The organism is Wolbachia endosymbiont (group A) of Yponomeuta plumbellus (assembly GCF_947251575.1).
Classification (GTDB): Bacteria; Pseudomonadota; Alphaproteobacteria; order Rickettsiales; family Anaplasmataceae; genus Wolbachia; species Wolbachia pipientis.
Genome location: NZ_OX366353.1, coordinates 517,459 through 541,581 on the forward strand (window position 1 = coordinate 517,459; position 24,123 = coordinate 541,581).

General features: G+C 34.6%; 21 protein-coding genes, 1 other RNA gene and 3 pseudogenes. 9 read left to right on the forward strand and 16 right to left on the reverse strand.

The window, feature by feature from the left end; genetic code table 11:
• Window positions 1–178: 178 nt before the first annotated feature.
• Window positions 179–1,741, forward strand: a complete 1,563-nt coding sequence (gene guaA / locus OPR39_RS02605; protein ID WP_141456818.1) for a glutamine-hydrolyzing GMP synthase — start codon at window positions 179–181, stop codon at window positions 1,739–1,741.
• Window positions 1,742–1,773: 32 nt separating this feature from the next.
• Here the strand turns inward: guaA and OPR39_RS02610 are convergent, their stop codons facing one another.
• A complete protein-coding gene (locus OPR39_RS02610) occupies window positions 1,774–2,481 on the reverse strand; it encodes a TerC family protein (protein WP_038199715.1) in 708 nt (235 codons plus the stop codon).
• 397 nt (window positions 2,482–2,878) lie between these two features.
• On the opposite strand from OPR39_RS02610, the gene OPR39_RS02615 reads away from it, so the two are divergent.
• From OPR39_RS02615 to mutS, 5 genes are all read left to right on the forward strand, one after another.
• Window positions 2,879–3,061 (forward strand): hypothetical protein, encoded by a 183-nt coding sequence (locus OPR39_RS02615; RefSeq protein ID WP_006279522.1) that lies wholly within the window; start codon window positions 2,879–2,881, stop codon window positions 3,059–3,061.
• Between the two features lie 185 nt (window positions 3,062–3,246).
• Window positions 3,247–4,065: an ankyrin repeat domain-containing protein gene (locus tag OPR39_RS02620; protein ID WP_141456816.1), complete on the forward strand. Its 819-nt coding sequence runs from the start codon at window positions 3,247–3,249 to the stop codon at window positions 4,063–4,065.
• 478 nt (window positions 4,066–4,543) lie between these two features.
• A complete protein-coding gene (locus tag OPR39_RS07230; RefSeq protein ID WP_406833338.1) occupies window positions 4,544–4,930 on the forward strand; it encodes a MutS N-terminal domain-containing protein in 387 nt (128 codons plus the stop codon).
• Between the two features lie 54 nt (window positions 4,931–4,984).
• Window positions 4,985–5,179 carry a hypothetical protein gene (locus tag OPR39_RS07235; protein ID WP_406833342.1) on the forward strand — a complete coding sequence of 65 codons (195 nt, stop codon included), beginning with the start codon at window positions 4,985–4,987 and terminating at the stop codon, window positions 5,177–5,179.
• Window positions 5,139–7,055 (forward strand): DNA mismatch repair protein MutS, encoded by a 1,917-nt coding sequence (gene mutS, locus OPR39_RS02625; RefSeq protein ID WP_406833343.1) that lies wholly within the window; start codon window positions 5,139–5,141, stop codon window positions 7,053–7,055. Before OPR39_RS07235 ends, mutS begins: the two co-directional genes overlap by 41 nt.
• Before the next feature lie 888 nt (window positions 7,056–7,943).
• Here mutS and OPR39_RS02630 read toward each other — a convergent pair.
• Window positions 7,944–8,342, reverse strand: a complete 399-nt coding sequence (locus OPR39_RS02630; protein ID WP_007548550.1) for a hypothetical protein — start codon at window positions 8,340–8,342, stop codon at window positions 7,944–7,946.
• Window positions 8,343–8,475: 133 nt separating this feature from the next.
• Here OPR39_RS02630 and OPR39_RS02635 point away from each other — a divergent pair, with 133 nt between their 5' ends.
• The 3 genes from OPR39_RS02635 to OPR39_RS02645 all read left to right on the forward strand — a co-directional run bounded on the left by OPR39_RS02635 (window position 8,476) and on the right by OPR39_RS02645 (window position 12,643).
• Complete coding sequence (locus OPR39_RS02635) at window positions 8,476–9,654, forward strand: ribonuclease D (protein WP_141457325.1); 1,179 nt, start codon at window positions 8,476–8,478, stop codon at window positions 9,652–9,654.
• Between the two features lie 311 nt (window positions 9,655–9,965).
• Window positions 9,966–10,553, forward strand: a complete 588-nt coding sequence (coaE, locus tag OPR39_RS02640) for a dephospho-CoA kinase (RefSeq protein WP_006280338.1) — start codon at window positions 9,966–9,968, stop codon at window positions 10,551–10,553.
• A gap of 686 nt (window positions 10,554–11,239) precedes the next feature.
• On the forward strand, window positions 11,240–12,643 hold the full coding sequence (locus tag OPR39_RS02645; RefSeq protein WP_015588855.1) for an NAD(P)H-dependent flavin oxidoreductase: 1,404 nt from the start codon (window positions 11,240–11,242) through the stop codon (window positions 12,641–12,643).
• Window positions 12,644–12,691: 48 nt separating this feature from the next.
• On the opposite strand, the pseudogene OPR39_RS07435 reads toward OPR39_RS02645, so the two are convergent.
• The 14 genes and pseudogenes from OPR39_RS07435 to OPR39_RS02725 all read right to left on the reverse strand — a co-directional run bounded on the left by OPR39_RS07435 (window position 12,692) and on the right by OPR39_RS02725 (window position 24,115).
• Window positions 12,692–13,784: pseudogene (locus OPR39_RS07435) on the reverse strand (IS3 family transposase).
• Window positions 13,785–13,836: 52 nt separating this feature from the next.
• Window positions 13,837–13,971, reverse strand: a pseudogene (locus OPR39_RS02665) (IS256 family transposase); the annotation flags it as partial.
• Between the two features lie 79 nt (window positions 13,972–14,050).
• Window positions 14,051–15,328, reverse strand: a pseudogene (locus OPR39_RS02670) (IS4 family transposase).
• A 178-nt stretch (window positions 15,329–15,506) separates the two neighbouring features.
• Window positions 15,507–16,787, reverse strand: a complete 1,281-nt coding sequence (gene ispG / locus OPR39_RS02675) for a flavodoxin-dependent (E)-4-hydroxy-3-methylbut-2-enyl-diphosphate synthase (RefSeq protein ID WP_015588834.1) — start codon at window positions 16,785–16,787, stop codon at window positions 15,507–15,509.
• A 25-nt stretch (window positions 16,788–16,812) separates the two neighbouring features.
• Window positions 16,813–17,433: a TRP75-related protein gene (locus OPR39_RS02680; protein WP_015588833.1), complete on the reverse strand. Its 621-nt coding sequence runs from the start codon at window positions 17,431–17,433 to the stop codon at window positions 16,813–16,815.
• Window positions 17,434–17,630: 197 nt separating this feature from the next.
• A complete protein-coding gene (locus OPR39_RS02685; protein WP_265039004.1) occupies window positions 17,631–18,116 on the reverse strand; it encodes a hypothetical protein in 486 nt (161 codons plus the stop codon).
• A 202-nt stretch (window positions 18,117–18,318) separates the two neighbouring features.
• Window positions 18,319–19,170, reverse strand: coding sequence for an Rpn family recombination-promoting nuclease/putative transposase (locus OPR39_RS02690; RefSeq protein WP_265039005.1), 852 nt, complete (start codon window positions 19,168–19,170; stop codon window positions 18,319–18,321).
• A gap of 181 nt (window positions 19,171–19,351) precedes the next feature.
• Window positions 19,352–21,466, reverse strand: a complete 2,115-nt coding sequence (locus OPR39_RS02695; protein ID WP_265039006.1) for an FtsK/SpoIIIE family DNA translocase — start codon at window positions 21,464–21,466, stop codon at window positions 19,352–19,354.
• Window positions 21,467–21,745, reverse strand: a complete 279-nt coding sequence (locus tag OPR39_RS02700) for a YggT family protein (protein ID WP_006279515.1) — start codon at window positions 21,743–21,745, stop codon at window positions 21,467–21,469.
• A 171-nt stretch (window positions 21,746–21,916) separates the two neighbouring features.
• The gene (locus OPR39_RS02705) at window positions 21,917–22,192 is read right to left on the reverse strand and encodes a type II toxin-antitoxin system RelE family toxin (protein WP_265039008.1); all 276 of its coding nucleotides are present in this window, start codon (window positions 22,190–22,192) and stop codon (window positions 21,917–21,919) included.
• Entirely contained in the window at window positions 22,183–22,404 is a 222-nt protein-coding gene (locus OPR39_RS02710; RefSeq protein WP_006279415.1) for a hypothetical protein, read from the reverse strand. The genes OPR39_RS02705 and OPR39_RS02710 overlap by 10 nt, the downstream gene beginning before the upstream one ends.
• Window positions 22,405–22,609: 205 nt before the next feature.
• Window positions 22,610–23,047, reverse strand: coding sequence for a ClpXP protease specificity-enhancing factor SspB (locus OPR39_RS02715; protein ID WP_006279412.1), 438 nt, complete (start codon window positions 23,045–23,047; stop codon window positions 22,610–22,612).
• A 23-nt stretch (window positions 23,048–23,070) separates the two neighbouring features.
• Window positions 23,071–23,400: a transfer-messenger RNA gene (gene ssrA, locus OPR39_RS02720) on the reverse strand.
• A 124-nt stretch (window positions 23,401–23,524) separates the two neighbouring features.
• Window positions 23,525–24,115, reverse strand: coding sequence for a CvpA family protein (locus OPR39_RS02725; protein WP_015588828.1), 591 nt, complete (start codon window positions 24,113–24,115; stop codon window positions 23,525–23,527).
• Window positions 24,116–24,123 lie beyond the last annotated feature (8 nt).

Consider the following 24,123-nt stretch of genomic DNA (forward strand, 5'->3'; position numbering starts at 1 on the left):
GTATGACGTAGATTGCTGTCATTCCGCTACTAGTTAGCGCCGCAGCGGTATGGTGTAGGAAAATTAGCTATATAGCTAACTTGTACCACGCGTTAAAGCTTTTAAACAGGTCTTGGTTTACTTACTCCATTATTTTCTTTATTATCAGATATCATTTTAAATAATATGGAGGAGCAAATTGTCAGCAATTGCCATTATTGATTTTGGTTCACAGTTTACACAGCTTATCGCAAGACAAGTAAGAGGAATGGGCGTTTATTGTGAGATATTTCCAAGCAACATCAGTTTTGAAACAATATCAAAATTCAATGGGTTTATTCTCTCTGGAGGACCACAATCTGTAAATGATGATTGTTCTGAAACAAGTAGAGTAGTACATGAAATTATAAAACTTAATGAGGCAACAAGCGTTCCTATACTTGGAATATGCTATGGACAGCAACTCATTTGTCATTATTTTGGAGCAAAAGTAAAAGAGAGTTTCAAACAGGAGTTTGGTAGAACTAAAATCAAGATACTAAAAGAATCCCCCATTGTAAAGGATACCTGGGATGTTAATTCTGAAGTGGATGTATTAATGAACCATGCGGACAGTGTTGATACTATACCACAGGGATTTACTGTTATCGCATCAGGTGTGATAAATCAAACAATTGCAATGATTGTTAACGAACAGCGAAAGATTTACTGTACTCAATTCCATCCTGAAGTGAGGCCCACAACAAATGGCAGTAAATTGCTCTCTAACTTCTTGGATATTGCAAATTGCGAAAGAGACTGGACAATGAAGTCGTTTATTGAGGAGCAAAAGGAAAAAATCAAAAATGTAGTAGGAGAGAAAAAAGTAATCGCTGCAGTAAGTGGTGGGGTTGATTCAAGTGTTGCAGCGGCTCTCACATATAAAGCTATAGGAAAACAATTAAACTGTATTTTTATCGATACTGGGTTGTTACGCAAGAACCAGACCATTGCTATGTTGAAAGAGATTCCGATAAACTACGTTGATAAATCAAATTTATTTTTGAGTAGATTGAAGGGAATAACTGATCCAGAAGAAAAACGAAAAATTATCGGTAACACTTTTATTGAAGTGTTTGAAGAAGAAGCAAAAAAAATAGGTGATGTGGATTTTTTGATGCAAGGTACCATCTACTCTGATGTAGTTGAGTCAGGGCATGCCTCAGACAACACTAGTACAATTAAGTCTCACCATAATGTTGGTGGGTTGCCAGAAAAGATGAATCTGAAGTTAGTGGAGCCTTTACGTTACCTCTTTAAAGATGAGGTAAGGCTACTTGGAAAGGAAATTGGGCTTTCAGACGAGATAATATTTCAACATCCATTTCCTGGACCCGGACTTGCAGTGAGGATTATAAGTGAAGTCGATAAAGAAAAGGTGCAAATATTGCAAGAAGTAGATGAAATATATATTAATACGATGAAAAATTACGATCTATATGATAAGATATGGCAAGCTTTTGCTGTATTATTACCAATAAAAACTGTAGGCGTTATGGGAGATGGTCGTACGTATGGATATGTTTGTGCTTTAAGGGCTGTAACATCATCTGATGGTATGACAGCTGATGCATTTCCATTTGAAAATAAGGATCAACACTTGCTAGTATTTTGGGATTTTTTACAGAATGTTGGCAGTATAATTGTTAATAATGTTCCCGGAGTAAATAGAGTTGTTTATGATATCACTTCTAAACCACCCGCAACTATTGAGTGGGAGTAAATCAAAAAGATCCCGCTGCTTGTTAGCTGGATCTAGAGATACCGCGAATGAATCGCGGTATGACGGTTAATTTTCTTTATTTTGCTTATAATTTCCACAAGCAGTGCAAACATAAATGAAGAATACAAATATCCTTTTGGTAATTCTATATGAAATCCATGAAGTATGAGGTACACACCGACAAGTAAAATAAATAAAATGGCGATTATTTTTAACCCTGGGTTAGATTTGATTAACTGGGCGGTATAACTTGATAAAAACAGCATTGCTAGCATGGAAAATGTAAATGCTGTAGCAATTATTACCATGTTATAAGTTAGTGCTATAGCAGTTAATATCGAATCAACCGAAAAAACTAAATCTATTAATATAATTTGTAGCACAACTAAAAAAAATTTTGATTTAACGTTTGCTTTCTTTTTATTTTTCTTACATACAAAGATGTCATCCCGTAACTCCATAGAGCTCTTAACAATAAGGAATAATCCCCCTGCGATCATAAGTAAATCCCTTGCTGATGCAGTGTGAAATATAGGTTTTTGCATTGACAATATAGATGATGTAAAAAATAGTATTACAAAACGCATTAATAGTGCTAATCCAAGGCCCATAAGGCGCACTCTTTCTCTCAGCGCATTTGGTACCTTATCTATTGCTAGAGAAATAAAGATTAAATTGTCTACACTAAGTATAGTTTCAAGTAGTGTAAGTGTCAGTAAAGTCCAAGCATCAGTTAGCATTTTTGTTTCAAATTCGGTTCTTCTTACTCTACAATAGATGTGTAAAAATTAAGTGACTTCACTCAGAAGTTTTATAGCAGTTCTCCAGAAAAACAGGATATATAAAGTTCAGCAGCTTCTTCTATTTTCGTTTTTGAGCAAAATCAATAATAAGAGAGTTTCTTATTTTCATGCACGCAAATAAGATAAAGCCTTATTTTCATTTTTGACTTTATTTGAAAATAATATATACTATAAAAATAGTGTGCTAGGTTGAATGAATGTATATTAAAGGATCACCATCAGGCAAAGTATTCGCTGGTTATCAGGCATTTATACCAAGCCCCTTGCCACCAAAATTTGAATGGGACAATGATTTAGTTAATAGTCTTTAAACCCTTACTTTACTATAAGGAAAGTGGTTGAAAACTTAGGTGTCGTATTTACAACAGCCCAAAGAGCAATCGTAAAGCTTGAAGATTTAGGCATCGTTTCACAAACTTCTCAAGGAAAGAGAGATCGGGTTTATTGTGCAACTGATATTTTGAATATTCTAGAAGAACCAACTAAGATTACAGAGAACTTCGATAGCACATTGTAGCTATTGTGATGAATAAATTCAGCAAACAGCAAGCTTAAAGAGTCTGATCCAATGGACATGCTGAACAAAAAGTAAGGAGCTCCTTTTGGAGGATTATATTAACTTATTAATTAATTGCTTGACTTTTAGCAGGATTTATTATATTATTTATTAATGAGCAATGCAATCAAACCAAGGAGGATAGCATGATAAATAATTTGGATTCAATAATTCTTGGAATAAAAGATGGTGAAAAGGCGATTGAAGATTTAAGGGTTGTTCTTAAAAAAAGAAAAGAAGAAGTTATTACTACACAGACATTTAATTACGCTTTACGATGCCCAAAAACTACAAAGGAAGCGATAGTACACGAAATTCTGCTTCATTTTATACAAAATCCTGGCGAGCAATCACTAGAACAAGTGATACAATGCTTAGATAGAGCAATACAATCTGGGATATATGCAAAAAACAACCCAATAAGAAATCTAGATGAAGAATTTCGTACTCATATAAACTTTAAAGATGAAGAGGGAAATACATTACTACATCATGCAGTTATAGGTAATAAAACTGAAGAAATAATCACCCTTCTTGTTACATATAGTGCAAATCCTTTGATACAAAACGCGGATAATAAAATTCCTTTAGATTTAGCTCAAGGAGAAACAAAAGAAGTGCTTATTAAAAGTATGAAAAAACAAGCTAATACGAAAAAAGAAAGCGCTATGGTAGGCAGTTTGGTGCCTGGCGTAATAATTGGTGGTTTTCTTGGTGTTGTACTTGGAGCTGGTGTGTGTGTTGCAGTAAGTCTTTCTGGTGGTATGATACTAGGTGTAATGATAGCATCTTCTCTTGTTGCTAGTATAGCTATTGGACTGGCCATGTATTTTTTGAGTCAAGACTATGAACAGGCTAAAGCGATAGAAAAAACTATTAGCACTGTTAGCTCTGAAATATCTGTTGATGATACAACTGCCGCTAATAAAAATAATAAAGAAGGGCCACAACTTACATATAGCTGACCCAAGCAACACGTCATACCGCGATTCATTCGCGGTATAGATTCCGCTAACTAGTAGCGGAATGACGAATGTGTCGTTTTTCAAATTGTCGTAAGTCACTTTAGCTATAATACACACAAGGAGGGTGTCATCCCAGCGCCCCTATGATGTCATCCCAGTGCTTGACACTGGGATCCAGAAAAGTTTGCTTGTAAACTAGCATGGAAAGTAGCTGATCTTACACTAAATGAATGTTTTTGATGAGGTTGCATAGAAGCTGGATTCCAGCGTCACGCGCTGGAATGACAACTGCGTTTTTTGTTTTTTTGTCATCAAATACTCCTACTCTTTATGTCATCCAAGTGTCCTGACTACTTGGATCCAAGAAATTTAATTGTTTTAAATTTTTCCCTCTATACACCTATTTAAAATTTATGTTATCCACATGTGCAATATAATCTATAATAACGTTTATCAATACAATATATTAAAAAATATTATGAGCTTCGTAAAAGAAAAAAACACCCCTGTGATGGAGCAGTATTTGAACCTGAAAGCTCAATACAAAGATCATCTGCTATTTTATAGGCTAGGAGATTTTTATGAATTGTTTTTCGATGATGCTATTAAAGCTGCGAAATTGCTGAATATAGTGCTCACTAAGAGAGGTAATTCGTGTGGGCAAGAAATACCAATGTGTGGAGTGCCAGCACACAGTAGTGAATCTTACCTACACAAGCTAATAGATTTAGGATTCAAAGTAGCAATCTGTGACCAATTAGAAACTGCTGATGAAGCAAAAAAGAGGGGCTATAAATCCATAGTAAAACGTGATGTAGTGCGAGTTGTAACTCCAGGTACAATTATAGAAGATTCACTACTGTAGGATAAAAGCAATAATTATCTCGCGTCCATAGTTGAACAAAATGACGAATATGCTATTAGTTGGCTTGAATTATCGACGGGAAAATTTTTTCACACTTTAACGAGTTTGAAAGCTCTAGATAGTGATTTATTGCGTATATCACCAAGAGAATTATTAATTTCTGAAAAATTCACTGAGGATGAAAAAATTAGATCGATTTTAAAAAATTATAAAATATCAATTACGCAACACGCACAGAGTTTTTTTTGAGTATAGTAAATCTCACAGAACGTTATGCGAGTTTTATAAAATCAGGGAACTTGGGAGTATAGGAAATTTCAGCAAAGTAGAAATCATGGCGTGTGGTGCACTGCTTGAATATGTCAGAGTAACGCAAAGGGGCTCCATTCCAAGGCTTGAATTCCCAAAAACCTATAAGCAACAAAATTTCATGCTTATTGATGCTTCAGCAAGGAGAAATCTTGAGTTGTTTTCAACTCAATTTGGTGAAAAGAAAGGTTCACTAATTTCAGTTATTGATCATACAGTTACAGCTTCTGGTGGACGCCTGCTCAAACAAATGCTCGCTTCACCCCTTGCTTGCTCCAAGGCAATCAATTTGAGGCTCAGCACCGCTCAATTTTTTGTAAATAATCATGAGCCACGCAGAAAAATACGAGAGATATTATCTAACATTCCAGATATTGAGAGGTCTTTATCGCGCTTAATACTAGGGCGTGGTTCACCAAAGGATATGAACCTATTGAAAATAGGCCTAGGAAAGACTTTAGAGTTGTCTGAGTTTCTGTCTACCTTGCATAATTATTGTTTAAGTGAAAAATCAGAAATTAACTCTCAGATGTCATTCCAGTGCTTGACCGGAGAAAAGGAACCAGTGTCTACTACTCAGGTGATAAGTAGTGACGAGAGTGAACTCAGCACAATACATAAGAGCCTTGGTAATCATAAAGACCTATTTGAACTGCTAAATAGTGCTATACTTGATAATAATCTCAGTTCCGTGAAAGAGGGAGGGTTTATCTACCCAAAATACAACTCAGAATTATCTGAGTTATCTTATATATTGAACAACAGTAACAAGTTGGTAACTAAGCTCCGTGAATCTTATCGCGACCTAACTGGCATTGCCGCACTCAAAATATTGCACAACAATATACTCGGTTATTACGTTGAAGTATCAGCAAATCACAAAATAACTTCGGATATATTTATTCATAGGCAAAGCTTAGCAAATAGCATGCGCTACACTACTAATGAATTGAAAGAACTAGAAAATAAAATTCTTACGGCACGTGATGCTGCAATCGGCTTAGAAATGAAAATTTTTAGTGAACTGTGTAGTGAAGTTGCTAAAGAGTCTGAAAAAATTGCTCTTGCTGCAAATGCTTTGGCAAAACTTGATATTAGAACCGCGTTTGCAGAGCTTGCAGTGCAAAATAATTACGTAAAACCCATTATTGATGACAGCAAAGAGTTCAATATCTGTAGCGGAAGACATCCAGTGGTTGAAGTTAACGATAAATTCATTGCAAATAGCATCAATTTAGCTGGTATACATCTAATTACTGGTCCTAATATGGCTGGAAAAAGCACTTTCTTGAGGCAAAACGCTCTCATTGCAATTTTAGCTCACATGGGGTCATTTGTGCCAGCAGAGAGTGTACATATTGGAGTGATTGACAAGATATTCAGCAGGGTTGGCGCAACGGATAATATAACAGCTGGTTATTCTACCTTCATGGTAGAGATGATCGAAACAGCAACGATAGTAAATCAGGCAACGGACCGTTCCTTGGTGATACTTGATGAAATTGGTAGGGGCACAGGGGTGTATGATGGATTATCTATTGCACAGGCGGTGATTGAACATATTCACAATGTAAATAAGTGCCGCGCCATTTTTGCAACTCATTATCATGAATTAACTAAAGTAAGCAAATACTTGAAGAACGTGAAATGTTTTTGTGTAAAAATAAGAGAGTGGAACGGAGAGGTTATCTTTCTACATGAAGTAATTGAAGGCATTGCAGATGAGTCATATGGAATACATGTAGCAAAACTTGCTGGTTTTCCTGATTCTGTTTTAAATAGAGCAAGTGAGGTATTTGAGGAGCTGAAGGCTTGAATCATTATTATAAGTGAAGAATTACCTATACAATCGTGGTAGTAGCTATAGAAACGAAAAACTTCCTTGACACCCTTCGCCAGCCCCCTTATCATAACAGTGAAGCTATTGTATTTGCTTTCGCCAATCTGCAGATTAAAAGGTAAGGATTACTTAATGTATCGGCGTCTTATGTTCAATTTTTTGCAGTATATAGATACTGTATGTCTTTACAAAACTTCATCTACATCTAGATTTTTATCTAAATAAGCTGAACGCGCTTATAAAGCGTTACAAGACATCAAAAAATGCCAATACTCGACAGAGATAGTAAAAGACTAGCTAACTCGGGGATTCTTTGTCTTTTTTTCTGCTTAGTAAATTTCTTAAACATTTGCAGCGTAAGTTAGTTGCAATTAAAAGCGGCTGAATCTCGCTTGTCAAGCGTTTAAAACATAAAAAACGCCAATATTTTAAAGCAGATAATAACCCCAGGGCTTCTTTTGCCTTTTTTTTCATTTAGTAAATTTCTTAATATTTATGGCTAAACGACAATCGTCATCCCGCTACGTGTTAGCGGGATCTCTTGTTAGCGCCGCGGCGGTATGACGTAGAATTTTACACTCACCAATTCAGTGTCCAATCTGGATTCCAGACTGGAATGACACCCTTTTGGATGGAAACCAGTGTCAGGACACTGGGATGACAAGAAAGAGGCTACTTGGATGATACCTATAGCCCTGTCATTCCAGCGCGTGACGCTGGAATCTAGTTCTTATTATATATCCAGAGATTTACTATATTAGTAATATCAAACTAGATCAATTCTTGCTACTTCAATTTTTCTTTCAGTTAATTCCTGCCTGGCACGTTAAGTCTAGCCTTTTATAAATGAACCAGAATTATAATTTATCTTTTAAAAATCTCAAATGTAATAAATTTATGTTTTAAAGGATTTGATATATCAAATTTTATTGTATTTACTTTCTCATCAAAAACTATAGTATTCTCATCTATGTGATATCTGTCTATTTGATATGCTAGTGAAAATGCGTCAAGCTTATCAGAAGTTGGAGGAGATTTATATACCACTACATTTAAAGTTTCTAAGTCTAAGTTCACTCTAACAGTCACAACACCTTGTTCAAACGAACTTTCAAACAAACCTTGAATAGATTCACCATGCATACATGGCGGGTCCATTCTTACAGCAGATATACATCGATTATATATTGCATCCCCTGAACCGTTGTGCATGCACATCGTAAAATCTTTACTTCCTTGAAAAAGGTCTATAAAATCTACCATAACACTTCACCACTACATAACAAACACTTTATAATATTATAAGTAACTAGCAAGCTCCATTACTAATTTCGTAGTGACTCTAATTGCAAAATTTAATATAAGTAGTAAAGTAGAACCACTGAATAAAAAACATATGTTAATTAATACAACGTCGGAGCTGGAGGACATATGTGAGGGGTTGATAGCAAAAAAGCCAAAATTTATAGCAGTTGACACGGAGTTCATTAGAAATAATTTAATCTACTACCCAAAATTATCGTTAATTCAAATTTCTTACGGAGAGAAGAGTTTTATTGTAGACGCATTAGTGCCAGAAATTGATTTATCATTCATTAAGAAAATAATGCTAAATCAGGGGATAACCAAAGTGTTTCATAGCTGCCGGCAGGATATAGAATCCTTACTCACTGTATTTAAATGTATTCCCACTCCCATTTTTGATACCCAAGTTGCTGCTATGTTTTGTCATTATTATCATGACTTTATTGGTTACTCAAAAGTAGTGGAGCAATATCAAGGAATAGCACTGGATAAAATTAAAGCTAAAAATTCAGATTGGTTAAGGCGTCCGTTGTCCGAAGATCAGTTAGATTATGCAGTAAACGACGTGGTACACCTATATGACCTATACCAAATATTGTGCAATAAACTTGAAGAAAATAATAGGATGGGTTGGTTTCAAGAAGAGATGGAATCAATAGTTGATATAAATAAGTATTTACATAGCCCAAAAGATGCATGGAAGAGGATTAAATTTAATTATGAAGTAAATCCAAGATTGATACTAACTGTTAAAGCAGTTAGTGAGTGGCAAGAAACCTTAGCACAGCGCTATAATATGAACCGTAATAAAATAATCAATAATGCTGTAATAGCTGATTTTATTGAAAAAAATGTAGAGCATGTTGATGAGATTTTAGATGATCTCAAGAGGAATACAAAAAATATAAAAGATGCGGATTTACTAGAGTTTGTGAATATTTTTAATGAAAATGAGAGAAATTGGATGCAGCAAAACAACACCTTATCGAGTAATTATGATAAATCTGTACTTGATATACTCTCAATTATTTTAGATAGTAAATGTAAAGAAAGTAACATATCAAGGAAATTAGTTTCTTCAAAAGATGAGTTAACCGGGTCAATATCTAGACAGACAGATAAATTATTCAAGGGATGGAGATATGATTTTTTTGGCAGGTCAGTTGAATCATTTTTGAACACAAGCTCAAAATTTGAGATTTCAGCAGTGAAATCCGCAAATAATATAACCAAAATTCAGAGTAATTTAGTGGAGAATAACTGTTGCTAAAGTAACTTAGATTTATCGACAATCGTCATCCCGCTACGTGTTAGTGGCTAAGAGATACCGCGGCGGTATGACGGTTAAGTAGGGTGTCATCCCAGTGCCTTGACTACTTCGATCCAGGAAAATTGATTGTAAACGAGCAAACATTTTCGATAAAATTACCAAAAAGCTAGGTCCCAGACTGGGATGACACCACCTACAAATTGCAATGTTCGTATAGTTATGTGCTTGACACTGGGATCTAGAAAATCTAGTTAATATATATAGAGAAACCTTAGCTATAGTTTCAAAAGAAGTCGAATGTATTTTGTTATATGATTATAAGTCTAACAGGCGGAATTGGGGTAGGAAAGAGCTTTGTAGCTAATTGCTTTCAAGAGTTTGGTGCTGTTGTATTTGATGCTGATTCTGTTGTACACCAACTTTATAAAGTGGATAAAAGCATAATAAGTTATGCAGAGAAAAATTTTCCTGGAGTGGTAGTAAATGGTGAAATAGATAGAACAGTACTGTCTAAATATTTCTTAGCCTACGATGAAAATTGGAAACAATTTCAATCTTTGGTTCACTCTGCTGTGCTGCGTGAATTAGAATTTTTTATTGCCAAGGAAAAAAAGATCGATAGAAAACTTTTAGTTTTAGATGTGCCACTTCTATTAGAAACAAAATTTTATTTATATTGCGACCTTATTGTTTTTGTTCATGCAGATAGCGTTGTGCAAGCTCAAAGACTTAACGAACGCAACATAGATAAAGAAAAGCTTAATCTAATCTCCGATGTTCAGTTATCTATTGAGGAGAAAAGGAAGATGAGTGACTTTATTATCGATACCAGTGTAAGCAAAGAGTATGTTTTTTCTCAAGTAAAAGATATAGTGGATTCATTAAACCTAAACACGTAGCTCTACGTCATACCGCCGCGGTATCTCTAGATCCCGCTAACAAGCAGCGGGATGACGGTTGTCAGGATCCCAGCAGCCTCCCTCCCCTGTCATCCAAGTAGCCCCCTATGGTGTCATCCCAGTGCCCAGACACTGGGATCCAGGAAAATTGATTGTGCACTATAGCAACATTTTTGATCAAAAACTGGATTCCAGTGGGCTTTGTTGCATCGCTACTTATGAAAGGCTAACTATAGTTAGGATTATAAGCAACTTATTGAAAATCTTGTTTTTTTTGCAATCAATCTGATCAAATTTAAGAATAGTAATTTGTTATTTATATTAATAAATTTAATTCTATTGAAAATAGCTAAAGCATTGAAATTCTTGAATTTTAGCCGGATTGGTAAATGGTAGTGAAATTTCTTTTACTCAAATTTAGGTATTCACTGACCGTTCTTGTTATAAATACCAGAATAATAAGCTACTGATATTCTCCACCTTTTTTTATCTTTAATCCATCATAGCTAGCGATGCAACAAAGCCATTCCAGTGTCAAGCACTGGAATGACACCCTTCCGATGGGAACTGCTCTCAAACTACAACAGCATGAGTAGCTATAGAAGCTTTAATGATACAAGAAAAAATAAACAGCTATCATTTTTTTAGTAATTAAGTAAAATAGAGTGAAAGATTGCGAGGAAGTTTTGAAAAATAAGATAAAAAAGATAGTAATTTCAGGAAAGGAAGTGTGGCCAATCATCGAGGGCGGCAAAGGCATTGCAGTTAGTGATGGAAGATCAAGCGGAGCATTTGCTGCAGCAGATGCTGTGGGTACATTTTCTGGTGCAAATGCTAAGCTTATTGATGATAATGGCAAGTTAGTGCCACTAATTTATAAAGGCAAAACAAGAAATGAAAAGCATAGTGAATTGATTGAGTATAGTATTGAAGCTGGAATTAGTCAGGCAAGAATAGCAAATGAAATATCAAAAGGTCATGGAAGAATACACATGAATGTACTTTGGGAGATGGGAGCAGCAGAACGCGTGCTTCATGGCATATTAGAAGGAGCGAAAGGTTTGATTCATGGTATTACCTGCGGTGCTGGTATGCCTTATAGGCTTGGAGAAATTGCAGCTAAATATCAGGTTTATTATTACCCTATTATCTCATCGGTGCGTGCTTTTAAAGCATTATGGAAGCGTGCTTACCAAAGAATATCTTCCTATTTGCTTGGTGGAGTAGTGTATGAAGATCCATGGCTTGCTGGAGGGCACAATGGACTCAGTAACAGTGAAGATCCAGAGCTACCACAGGCTCCATTTGAAAGAGTTGCAGAGCTTAGATCTTTCATGAACGAGATCGGTCTTTCAGAAACACCAATTGTTATGGCAGGAGGAGTGTGGCATTTGAAAGATTGGGAACATTGGTTTAACAATCTGCAAATTGGACCAATAGCTTTTCAGTTTGGCACTCGTCCACTTTTGACGAAAGAAAGCCCAATTTCTGCAGAGTGGAAAAAGAAGCTACTCACTTTAGAAGAAGGTGATGTATTTTTAAATAAATTCAGTCCAACAGGGTTTTACTCATCTGCAGTAAAAAATAACTTCATACGTGAGTTGCAGGAACGGAATTCACGTCAAATAAAGTTTTCAGAAAATGCTAGCGAAGAATTTAATAATGAATTTGCAATGGGTAGCAGAGGTAGAAAGATCTACCTTACTGCAAAAGACAAAGAACTGGCAAATACATGGACTAAAGCAGGGTACACAGAAGCAATGAAAACCCCAGATTCAACTGTTATTTTTGTGACGCCAGATAAATTTAAACAAATAAGAGAAGATCAAATCAATTGTATGGGATGTTTGAGCCATTGTTTGTTTAGCAATTGGAAAGATCATGGTGACCATTCAACAGGACGAAAGCCAGATCCGCGTAGTTTTTGCATACAAAAAACACTGCAAAACGTTATACACGATGGTGATATTGAGAACGAACTCATGTTTTCCGGGCACAATGTGTACAAATTTAAGCAAGATCCATTTTATGAGAATGGCTACGTACCGGCAGTAAAAGAACTGGTGGAAAGGATATTGACTGGGTATTGAGTCAGTGACCTTACCCAGAAAAAGTGGAGAGAAAGTGTGGAATGTTTTTTACAAAAAGAATGATGCATCAAATTGTTCTGGAATGCAATAGTTAATAGTGACGTTGTTTGTTATAAAAAATTTCTATGTATTCAAATATTGCAGTTCTAGTTTGTTGAGCAGAGTGTTGTGAAGTATCAATAAGTATTTCTCTTTTCAATGAGCTAAAGAAGCTTTCTGCAACAGAATTGTCGTAACAACAGCCTTTATTACTCATCTATATTCTTTACAGCTAAGAGATATTGATACCCTTGCGCAGTATATTGTGAACCTTGGTCACTGTGCAGCAGTAGATTTTTAACAGGTTTACGCTTGTTAACGTCCATTAATAAAGAGTCCATAACCAATTGTTTATTTATTGAACTGCTCATTAACTACCATGCGTGAATATAGATCGATTATTGTTGCCAAATATAGCCATCCTTCTTTGGTTTTTATATAAGTAATCCCATACTTTATTTGGTTGATCGACAATAAAGTTTTGGTCTAATATATTGGGAGCTACTGTCCGTTTGTTGTTTCTTAATTTTAAATTTTCTTCTCAATATAGCCTGAATACCATTTTTCTGCATAATACTTTGCACTGTTTTTAAGTTGCAACTTTTACCCAAAGCCTTTAATTCAGCATGAATTTTAGGAGCTCCATATCTACATTTAGAAGCTTGATATATTTTTTGAATATCTGCTAATAACTCTTTATTTGCTGATTCTCTACTGCTTATTTTCCTTGTAGTCCACTTATAGTAGCCACTAGCAGAAAATCCTACATAATTCCTGTACTTTATAGCAGTTACTATATAAAAAAATATTTTACTCTTTTTGACTGGCCAGGGCTTTTTTTAAAATGTCTCTTTCTCTTGTTACTTTTGCTTTGTAAATCAAACCTCTCTTTGTCGTAAGGAGCCATGTTACCTCTACCTGGAAATGCATCTGCTGCCGACTTTTTTTCGTTGTGTTTCTTTATCCATTTTCCTAATAAACCACCCTTTATTCCTAAATCTCTTGCTATTTTTGTAATTGTTTGACCTGCCTTTCTTTGTTCATTTGTCAGCTTAACAGCTTCCAATTTGAATTCTGCTGTATATTCTCTTCTATTTGTCATATTTTGAAAAAACGTTTTATTTTACTCCAAAAACGTCTTAACTTTCTCTCTACTTTTTCTGGGTAAGGTCAAATGCTCCATCCCTTCCTGTTAATGGTCTGCCTTCCCTTATTGATGACAGTATATTTGCTTCCAGTTCTTTGTAATCTACCAAACCGGTAGTTCTGTTTACTACTTTCTGACTCATTGTCAAACCTCCATTTTTTTATATCAATTTATTACTTTTTTTTCGGTTTGACACACTTTTTTGAACCATACGCGTCAAGTTAAGAGATTGTGAGCAAATTTAGAGAGGTTAAAGTGGATACTCTAGCCCTTCTACGTTTGTCTTTTAATGAAAATCGCGACCAAGTTATAGTGAGTTTTTAAGAAATGCTTTTAAACTATTAATTTTGGTTAATACTAAAAATAACTCTCTAACCCGCCTTTTTAGCTCAATAAATGCCTTTGTTAAGCTAAGTTCTGTATTCTTTTTCACTTCTGTGCAACCAACTATGCCGTGAAATATAAGAATTGCGCACAATTTAGCATATAGTTCACATAATACTCTGCATGGCTTTCCTTTTAGCTTATCAAGCCTGATATGGCTTTTATACAATTTAAATAATTTGCCACCTTACTCTGTAAATCGTTAATACTTGCTCAGCACTAATTTTATTTTCTGGAACATTAGTTATACCAGTTCAACAATTTTTGATTTCTTTTAGAGGATCCTGCGATCTTGCTAATCTATTAGCTTTCCTTCTTCTGGCCATATTCAGTTAGTTTCTGACATATAATTCTTACTCTAATTTTTGCTTCTTTTCCTAACAATACCTCGTTTTCTAAAAATCTCTAAACATTCTAATAACTCCATTTTTTGATTTGTTTCTACATCATATACGTTGGTATCGACGACTTATGAAATAAGCTCCCATTTCATTGATTTGTTTAAAAGAACTTGGCACAAAATAACCGAGATCAGATATTAGCAAATCATTGCTTGATATATTACTTAAATGTTTCCTATATCCCTGGTCTGATCTTATTCCCTCCGTTAAATTAAGTTGGTCTATTATCTGATTCATGTAATCGAAAACTAATTGTAACTTTATTCCAGACTTAGTATTGCTTTCATAGCCACTGTAGCTAGTACCATAACCTTTATACATCTCTTCCATACTGTTAGGTAGAGTAATATAGCTACTGTCCAATAATTTAACACTATTAAATTGCTGTAAGATTTTGCAATCAACTTGCAAGATATTTTTAAAGAGAATCACAGATTCATTATACATCCTTTTCATAAATTCCACTGCTTCTTCAGTAAATCTAAAATCCAAACCTTGTTTTGTTATATCTATCGAGTCCTCGTTTAGTAATTGACACATTGTTTCTACGCTACAATTATCAACTCCTATATTACCCAAGACCATGGCTTTTACGAATGATGAACCTTTTAGCTTTCTCTTTCTTTTTATAAACCTTGTTGTAATTGAGATTTTCTCTGCTTTTTCATTAAAAAATTCTTTGAGCTTTTTTGATAAGCAAGTTATTTTATTCATTGGTTCTCTCACTAAAAGTATATCTGGGAGAACTTATACCTTATTATTCTATCTCTTTCATACCTTTATTTCCTTAACTTGACGCATATGCTTTTTTGAACATTCCCAACGAAAAAAGAAAAACAAGGTCTAATTTTCTTTTTTATTTGCGATTTATCTATTAATTAACCGTGAAAGGTTACGTGTAATGCTCCTTCACATAATTATCAATAATTGCCTTAAATTCTTCAGAGACATTATCACCTTGTAAAGTTTTGAAATATTTGCCGTCTTTGTAGACTGCTGAAACAGGTTTTTCTCCATATCCAGGCAAGCTGATTCCCAAATTTGCGTGTTTGCTTTCTCCAGGACCGTTTACTATGCATCCCATAACAGCAATGCTCATATGCTCTACACCTGGATTTTTTTTCTTCCATATCGGTATATGAGTTTTTATATAGCCATTCACCTCTTCAGTTAATATACGAAAACGATCGCTACTCGTGCGCCCACAACCAGGACATGAATTAACCTGAGGGTTAAAGTATCGCAAGCCTATAGACTGCAATATTTCCTGACACACCACCACTTCATTAGTACGCGATTCACCAGGACGTTGAGTCAAAGAAGCCCGTATTGTATCTCCAATGCCATTTTGCAATAAATAAATAAGCCCTGCTGCGGTATTTACCACACCTTTATTGCCCATACCAGCCTCAGTTAAACCCAAATGCAGCGCATAATTGGAAGATTTTGCAAGTGCCATATAAACTAAAATTAAATCTTGTACTTTGCTAACTTTACATGAAATGATTATTTTGTTTGAATTTAGACCAATTTCTTCAGCTTTTTTTGCACTATCAAGAGCAGACATTACAAGTGCTTTGCGCAGTATAACGTCAGAAGGCCTTGAATTACTAAGCGAAGAGTTTTCATCCATCAATTTTTGCAAAAGGTATTTATCAAGACTACCCCAATTTACCCCAATTCTAACCGGAAGATCGTGCATTATTGCATACTCTATAACCCTTTCAAACTTCTCATCACGTTTGTTGCCAAAACCTATATTGCCTGGGTTTATCCTAATTTTACCCAGCATTTTGATGTTGTCTGGATAATCTTGAACTAATTTATCTAGCTCATACTGACCACAGCCTACCAATATTTTACCGTCAAAACCTTCTTTATTTATCTCTTCTACTATATAAGGTATTGCTCTTGCTACCTCCTCTGAGTTCAAGGCAATTCGCACCAATTCTGAACCTGTACGCGCTAGTTCTGTTATCTCTTTTGCATAATGTTTTGCGCTACTTTTTATATTATCAGAATCTATATGCACGCCAAGCGCCATAGATTGTACAACTACAGGATTATTTCCACCTATCTTTACTTTTCCAACTTCTACAACATGAGTCTTGTGCCTGGAAATCGGCAATAATTCATATGCATCATCATTCAATATCAGGTCTTTATCTAGCATATTATTAATGGCCAATATTGTGATACTATTTTACTGTGTCAGCTACACTGCCAAATGAACTCGAACCATTCAAACTATAAGCATCTACGTTATCCAAATTAGCAATAGAATCATGTGAGCATGTTTTTCTTGATGGAGTTTTTTTTATAGTGATATTCATAGGAGAAACTTTTTTTTCTCGTGTTGAAGTAACTTTCTTCTCTTCTTGTTGTTCACTTTCATGCTGCTTATTTTCATACTGGAAAACTGGCTCTTGATCTATAAATACAGCACCCCTTAAACGCGCGATATTAATACCATGCTGATTTATCATAGCGCTCTCTTCATCGTCGACTATGCACGCTTCCATGTCATTTGGCTCATTATCAAGACTAGCAATTTTTTTCTCTTTTAATTTTTTGATTAGATCTTCTTTATTTATAGCTCGATCTTGTGACTTTTTTTTCTTGAGCAATTCCCTACGCTTTTCATATAGCTTATATGACTCAGCAAAATCCTCATCTGTATGAAAGCTTGCACCACCAGGGTTACCAGGAGGTATGTATCTCTTACTGAGCTTAGATTTAGCTTCAGCACTATGCACAGTAAAAAAGCTAGAAACCAAAAACATTAATATAAACAAGACTTTAGAAAAAATCCTAAGCATATGGTGCTATAGTAAATATCGTGTTTTAAAAGATAGCAATTAACAAACTTTAAGTAAACCAGAATCTTTACTAACTTTACAATACAAATATTTTTCTAAAAAGTGATATGTTTACTATCAAAAAATCTACATAGGCTAAGAGAAGAGGAAGGTGTTACAAGTTGCGTAACACCTTTTCAAGAAAAGTGTTATACAACTTAGTTTGGAGTGTATAAGCTATTCTGTTGCACTTGAGTATCAACTTTATCATTAAGTTTTGTGTCTGGCGTATCTTTAGACAAGTTCTTTTCTTTCTCCCTTTCACACTTAACTCCCTGATAGATACAGAATGCAACAAAACTAGTTATCGCTATTACGGCAACAGCAGTGGCTATGGTACAAATTAGTAGTGTTTTTTCTTGATCTGCTACTGCCTCTGCAAGTGTTTCCACTTTTTCTTGTAGACCGTTTAAGTGCTCTTGCATAGCTTGAAACTGCTCAGTACCAATCTTGTCTTCTAATGCACTAAATACCTCTTCAAACTGTTTAGCATCTATCTTTTGAGCTTCTTGCCATTCTTTTAATGCACCAAAAACTTTTTCAAACTGCTCAGCATCGATTTTTTGACTTTTTTGCAATGCTGTTATATCTAACCTATCATTGCCAGACAAACTATACCAAGCATTACTAAAAACATTTGACATTTTAACCCCCTAGTTAATTAATATATTATAATTTTACATTCCCAATGTTTAAATTATTATTAAATTAACTGTCATTATGTATTGACCTTTTAATAATTTTGTTTGACTTGCTTTTTAAAAGTGCGAAAACTTAAATTAAGGTACTTACGAAATACATGAAGAAAAATGCTTATTGTATTTTTGTAACCATTAACACTTAATTCTACAATTCTTTGATCTCACTCATGGAGAGGCCAGTAAACTTAACAATAGTGTTGACATCAACATTATTAGCTAGCATTGCTTTTACGACTTCAATTTTTCCTTTCCGTACACCTTTCTCTTCAGCAAGATCAAGTCTGTATTCAAGGATAGCTTCTTCTTTCTGTAGATCCATCACTCTTTCTTCATAAGCTAGGAGATCTTTTTCACTCCAGTGAAACTTGTCTAATTCATCGTATGCTAGCTTTATTATTGGTGATTCCTCTGCAATTTTCTTTAGATCTTCATCTGTCGTTTCTTCTGCATGCTTAAAAAAGAAGCACCACCTTTCTATTGTGCTTTCTAGTTCCTCCACTCTGCTTTTTGAAAATTTAGGTAATTCTATAAAGACAAATTGAAAATCTTTTAAGTAATGGCCGTTGGTTTTTATATCACGTATATTTTGAGTAGAAATATACTCAACCTCTTCAGGGAATAGCATACCATTGGAAATAGCAATGAAGAAAACCTTCTTTAAATTAATGTAATTTTTATCAGCCTGCCTTGAGTAAGCCTTAGCAGCATAGAGTTGTGCGCGCTTTTCAAAGCCCTTGTCGCGAGCGAGCTGCATCTCAATTATATATCTTGACCCACTAGAATCCCTGCAAAGAACATCAACTATACTTTGTCTATCAGAGGCAATTTCAGGGTCCATAATGGTGCTTAAGAATTCTACTTCTTGTATAGTATTGACTTCAGTACATCCTAAAATATCATTTAAAAAATGGATAAGAATATTCTTATTTTTTTCAGTACCAAAGATTTTCTTAAATGTTAAATCTAACTTTGGATCGAGAAATTTAGAAAGAGCCATGGCAAGAATGCTTGAAAATATTAATAATTATACACTATTATTAACAATTATTCAATTATATTTTTAAGGAAGACAACTTTTAACTTTGTAAAAGATAGCCAAGAAAGTTGCATTTGCAGCAAATTTTAAGATACCCATCTATGGCCTAACTTAACGCGCATGAACGTTCTCAGAAGCCCTGTTATTCTACTAATATCTCTCTCTTTCCTGAATAATTTGGAGCACTGACAACACCTTCTTTTTCCATTCTTTCAACGATGTTTGCAGCTCTGTTATAGCCTATTCTAAGTTGTCGCTGAATGTAACTGGTTGAAACTTTTTGATCTCTTTGAATGATGGCCACTGCTTGATTGTAGAGGTCGTTTTCTTCATCCTCTGTTTCACCTTCTGATTCCACAGAAGAATTTTCATCTTCTTTGGTAATTTCCTCCATATAATTTGGCTCACCTTGCATTTTCAGATGATCAACTATATCTTGTACCTCATCATCGCTCACAAATGGGCCGTGAATTCGAATAATCTTACCACCAGAGGCCATATAAAGCATATCACCCATACCAAGCAATTGTTCAGCCCCTTGTTCGCCAAGTATTGTGCGACTATCTATCTTAGAAGTAACAGCAAAACTGATTCTCGTTGGAAAGTTCGCCTTTATCACACCTGTGATCACATCCACAGATGGGCGTTGTGTTGCCATTATGATGTGTATTCCTGCAGCACGAGCCATCTGAGCTAAGCGTTGAATAGAGCACTCTATTTCTTTGCCGGCAACAAGCATCAAATCTGCCATTTCATCTACAATCACTACAATATATGGGAATGTTTCCATTTTAATCGGCAGCTTTTCAAACAAAGGTTTGCCTGTTGTTGAGTTAAAGCCAATCTGCACAACGCGCTCCAATTCTATTCCACTATTCATCGCTTCTGTGATTCTTTGGTTATAGTTTATTACATTGCGCACATTTAAATAGGACATCATGCGATAGCGGTTTTCCATCTCTTTTACTATCCACTTAAGAGCGACTACAGCCTTTTTTGGCTCTGTTACCACTGGCGTTATTAGATGCGGTATTGCATCATATATTGAAAGCTCAAGCATTTTTGGGTCGATCATTATCATCTTACATTCATCAGGACTTAATCGATAAACGAGTGAAAGAATCATAGTGTTAATCGCAACTGATTTACCAGACCCTGTGGTTCCAGCAACGAGCAAGTGGGGCATTTTAGTTAGATCTGCAATAACTGGTTTTCCACTTATTTCTTTGCCAAGCGCAATTGGGAGATTTAAGTTTGCATTTTGGTATTCTGGGGATTCAAGCAAATCACGCAGCATTACAATTTCCCGTTCCTTGTTCGGCAACTCTATTCCCATAGCATTTTGCCCACGAATTATTGAAATACGTGCAGAGAGTGCACTCATCGAACGTGCAATGTCATCTGCAAGGCCAATTACTCTTGCAGATTTCGTGCCAGCTTGTGGTTCAAGTTTGTACAAAGTCACAACCGGCCCATAGCATACACTGATAATTTTTCCTTGCACGCCAAAATCACTCAGGACTTGTTCCAGCAGAGATAAATTTTTATTGCTCTCTATTTCATTCAGCTGCTTTCTCTGCAAAGACTCCTCTGCTTTAGAAAGTAAATGGATACTTGGAAACTTAAACTCACTTAAAACCTCCTCGGTAGCTTTTTTCTGTCTTTCTTTTGGTTGTTGTTTAGTAGTGATTTTAGTTCTATGTTTTTCTTCTACTACTAATGGTGCAATTGAATACTCAGTAGTTTTATGTGATCTGAAGAATGGAACATTTACAAATAAGCAAGCTATTTTTTTACATAAGAAGAATAGAGAGTAAATTGTTCTCTTCCAACCAACAGATCCTACAAGACCTATTGATGTTACTATCACAAATATATAAAACGGGCAGTTATTAATTAGTGCATTCCCTATTATTCCACTGTGTCTGTACCTTGCAGTGATGCCTAGCGAAAGTTGTGGTAGTATAGCACATATCCCTAAATTGATTAATATTAAATAGAGAATTTTTAGCAGCCTTTTTGATGGCCTGAAGATCAACAAGTAAACTATGGTTGTAGCTATTGTAACACTAGTTAATCCAAGAAATTGAACCAATATATCAGCTAAATATGAACTTACTATTCCACCTAAATTTGTCACTTCCTCATTTGTAGCTGTGTTTAAGGAAGGATCTTTATAGTTATAGCTAAAAACTGATATATATATATATATTAAAAGGGATAGATATATTGCTGATTTTAGATATTTTTTTAACATCTACCTAAAGTAGTAAGCTACTGTATATTTTACAAAGTGAATTGTTATTAGCAATATCATTATAGATAAATCTAATCCGTTGAACGGTGGTATATATCTTCTAATAATCTTTAGTGGTGGATATGTCAATTGGTTCAAGATGTGCATTATGCTACTGACAGTTTCATTATATATGTTCACCATATTAAGTTTAACCAGCCAGTTTAGGACAACCCAACATATTAGAATGAAGCTATAAAGATCAAGTAACGTATTGAGTAGATATATGATTGGATGCATACATATCTATTACACGAAAGTTATATAAAAGACAAGTATTTAGCCTTTTCAAACTCAAAATGTTGTTTTTGCTGAACCAAAAAAAACTTCATTTTTTGAGCTGCGCAAAGCCACCTAAAGTAGAGAATGGACAAGGAAGGAGGGGTGTATAATATATATTAATGTTGATATTTATTTCTTATAAATATCATCTCTATGTCCTATCTCTGTGATAGTTACTATATGATCTAATTGATTTACTCTGTAAATTACACGATAGCCACCAACTCTTAGCCTTCTACATCCTTTTAAGTTATGATGTAGTGGTTCACCAAAATTTATTGGGTCAACTGTAAGACGTTCTTTTATAGCCTTTTGAACTCTTAGCCTTATTGTCTTTGGAAGGTTTGGTAAATCTTTTTCAACAACACTCTTTAGAGACTTAACCTTGTAACGCTCTAATCCCACTTAATATCTTCAAAATCAACTGTTTCTGCACCTTCAACATCACGCTCATCAGAAATTTTAGATACTAAAAAATCCTCCATTTCAAGCTCAACTGCTTCTCTAAATAGTTTTCCTGCTAATTCTTGAACGGGCTGTTTAGTAAATTCAGATAATTCAGCAAGATGCTTTAAAGTTTCTTCGCTAAGAGCTATGTTAATGCCTGAATTTGCCATATGTTTTACCGAACTCTACTACTGTAACAAGTATACAACATTTTTTTTAATTTTTCAATAAAGAAAGTTGATGATACGTAAGAAAAATTTTGCCACCTGCGTTAATAAATAATTAAAAATTTAGCATATTTATCTACCCTCTATTCTATTACTTAAGTTAGACCACTTTTTTCTATTAATATTTTTTGTTTATAAAGATGAGCAGTTACTCATCACGCAGTTGATCTATGGATATAATACTACCGTTTGATAGTTTTTCAGTACATTTTTCACTTTTGTATTCTTTATCAGAGTCGATACTGATTTTGTCAAATATTAAAACATCTCCTGAAATTTTATCACGAAACTCACTAATAGCAAAAAACGGTATAGTAATTCGCTCTTGTTTTCCTTGAAAACTCAAACTGACGCTAAATTTATCCTCAGAAACTTTTAAATCATAGAATTGATGCTGTAATATAATAAGCATTTGAGTAGGGTATGACTTTTTCAAACGATCTGGCATGGTCACACCATTAAAATATGTGAAAAATAATATTTCTAAGTGAGGGATAAAACCATTACCTGATATAACATCTAAAGTTTTTTTGATAACTTGAAACTTAGCAGAATTAAGCAGTTTTTTGTAATCTGTTTGCTCCATATAACTTTCACATACGTAAATTTTGGGGGAACTTCTGTTACCCGGCGTTCCCTAAACCGTGCTTTAGTAATAAACCGGTTGTGCTAAATTAAGCAGCAACACGATATTCTTCAGCAGCAAAATTATCGTTTGCATTTAAATTATGAACTCTTAGCGGTGGTGTCTAACCGAGCAAAGCTACCATCTTTACTATGCATGTCGATCCTTAATCGCCCCCGTATAATTAAAAAACATGGTGGAGGCGCCGAGTACTGCCCTCGGGTCCAATACACCTATTACAAGGTAATTTTATTGCTATAGTACACAAAATGTACATAGCTATTATATAGCAACATTAAATAAATGTCAAGATATTATGACCTTAAGTTGATTTATTGCTAAAACAAAATTAATATTTCCAGTAAAAAATTCTGTGCTCTTAACCTGACACATATGGCTTTTTGAATACTCCCAATGAAAATATTTATAAATAAATATTTACTCTTCTTTTTTATTGTTTTTAGGTTTTTCTTGATCAACCATTTCTCCACCGATCTCTTTTATTTTTAGTATCAACGACTCTGGTACATACATGTCAATTACTTCTTCTGCTGTCACAAATAAAGCCTGATAAGAGTGTGAATTTATTATCCAATTAGGCAATATGTCTTCTGCTTCTATTTTATACTCTCCCTCTTTTTTGTCATATACTGTGTAGCAATATAAGTGCACAGCAAAAAATAATACATAAGAGAGCAATATTCCTTTAAGCACTCCGAGAAAGATTCCAGTAACTCTATCGATAAACCCCAACCTTATGGGTAATAATATGTACATTAGCCAGTTATTTATTATCATGAATATAAGATTAAGTATAATAAATACAGAGATTGTAGAAAGTATGTTTAGTGTAACTTTAGAATCAAAATATTTACTATAATTTGGAGTGAAAAAATCATAGTGATTAGCTGTCAGAAAGACCGATAAAAATAGAAACATTAGTGCGCATAGCTCTTTTATAAAGCCTCTAGTTACCGAGATTATTACGCATAGAACAACAATAAAGATAATTAGGCTATCGAAAAGCATGTTTTATA

Coding starts and splice junctions, on each gene's coding strand:
- OPR39_RS02715 (WP_006279412.1), bottom strand. CDS start 23,047: ATGGAGCAAACAGATTACAAAAAACTGCTTAATTCTGCTAAGTTTCAA.
- OPR39_RS02610 (WP_038199715.1), bottom strand. CDS start 2,481: ATGCTAACTGATGCTTGGACTTTACTGACACTTACACTACTTGAAACT.
- OPR39_RS02680 (WP_015588833.1), bottom strand. CDS start 17,433: ATGCTTAGGATTTTTTCTAAAGTCTTGTTTATATTAATGTTTTTGGTT.
- OPR39_RS02725 (WP_015588828.1), bottom strand. CDS start 24,115: ATGCTTTTCGATAGCCTAATTATCTTTATTGTTGTTCTATGCGTAATA.
- coaE (WP_006280338.1), top strand. CDS start 9,966: ATGATTATAAGTCTAACAGGCGGAATTGGGGTAGGAAAGAGCTTTGTA.
- OPR39_RS02695 (WP_265039006.1), bottom strand. CDS start 21,466: ATGTTAAAAAAATATCTAAAATCAGCAATATATCTATCCCTTTTAATA.
- OPR39_RS02685 (WP_265039004.1), bottom strand. CDS start 18,116: ATGTCAAATGTTTTTAGTAATGCTTGGTATAGTTTGTCTGGCAATGAT.
- OPR39_RS02635 (WP_141457325.1), top strand. CDS start 8,476: ATGTTAATTAATACAACGTCGGAGCTGGAGGACATATGTGAGGGGTTG.
- OPR39_RS07230 (WP_406833338.1), top strand. CDS start 4,544: ATGAGCTTCGTAAAAGAAAAAAACACCCCTGTGATGGAGCAGTATTTG.
- OPR39_RS02700 (WP_006279515.1), bottom strand. CDS start 21,745: ATGCATCCAATCATATATCTACTCAATACGTTACTTGATCTTTATAGC.
- OPR39_RS02710 (WP_006279415.1), bottom strand. CDS start 22,404: ATGGCAAATTCAGGCATTAACATAGCTCTTAGCGAAGAAACTTTAAAG.
- OPR39_RS02630 (WP_007548550.1), bottom strand. CDS start 8,342: ATGGTAGATTTTATAGACCTTTTTCAAGGAAGTAAAGATTTTACGATG.
- ispG (WP_015588834.1), bottom strand. CDS start 16,787: ATGCTAGATAAAGACCTGATATTGAATGATGATGCATATGAATTATTG.
- OPR39_RS02620 (WP_141456816.1), top strand. CDS start 3,247: ATGATAAATAATTTGGATTCAATAATTCTTGGAATAAAAGATGGTGAA.
- OPR39_RS02690 (WP_265039005.1), bottom strand. CDS start 19,170: ATGGCTCTTTCTAAATTTCTCGATCCAAAGTTAGATTTAACATTTAAG.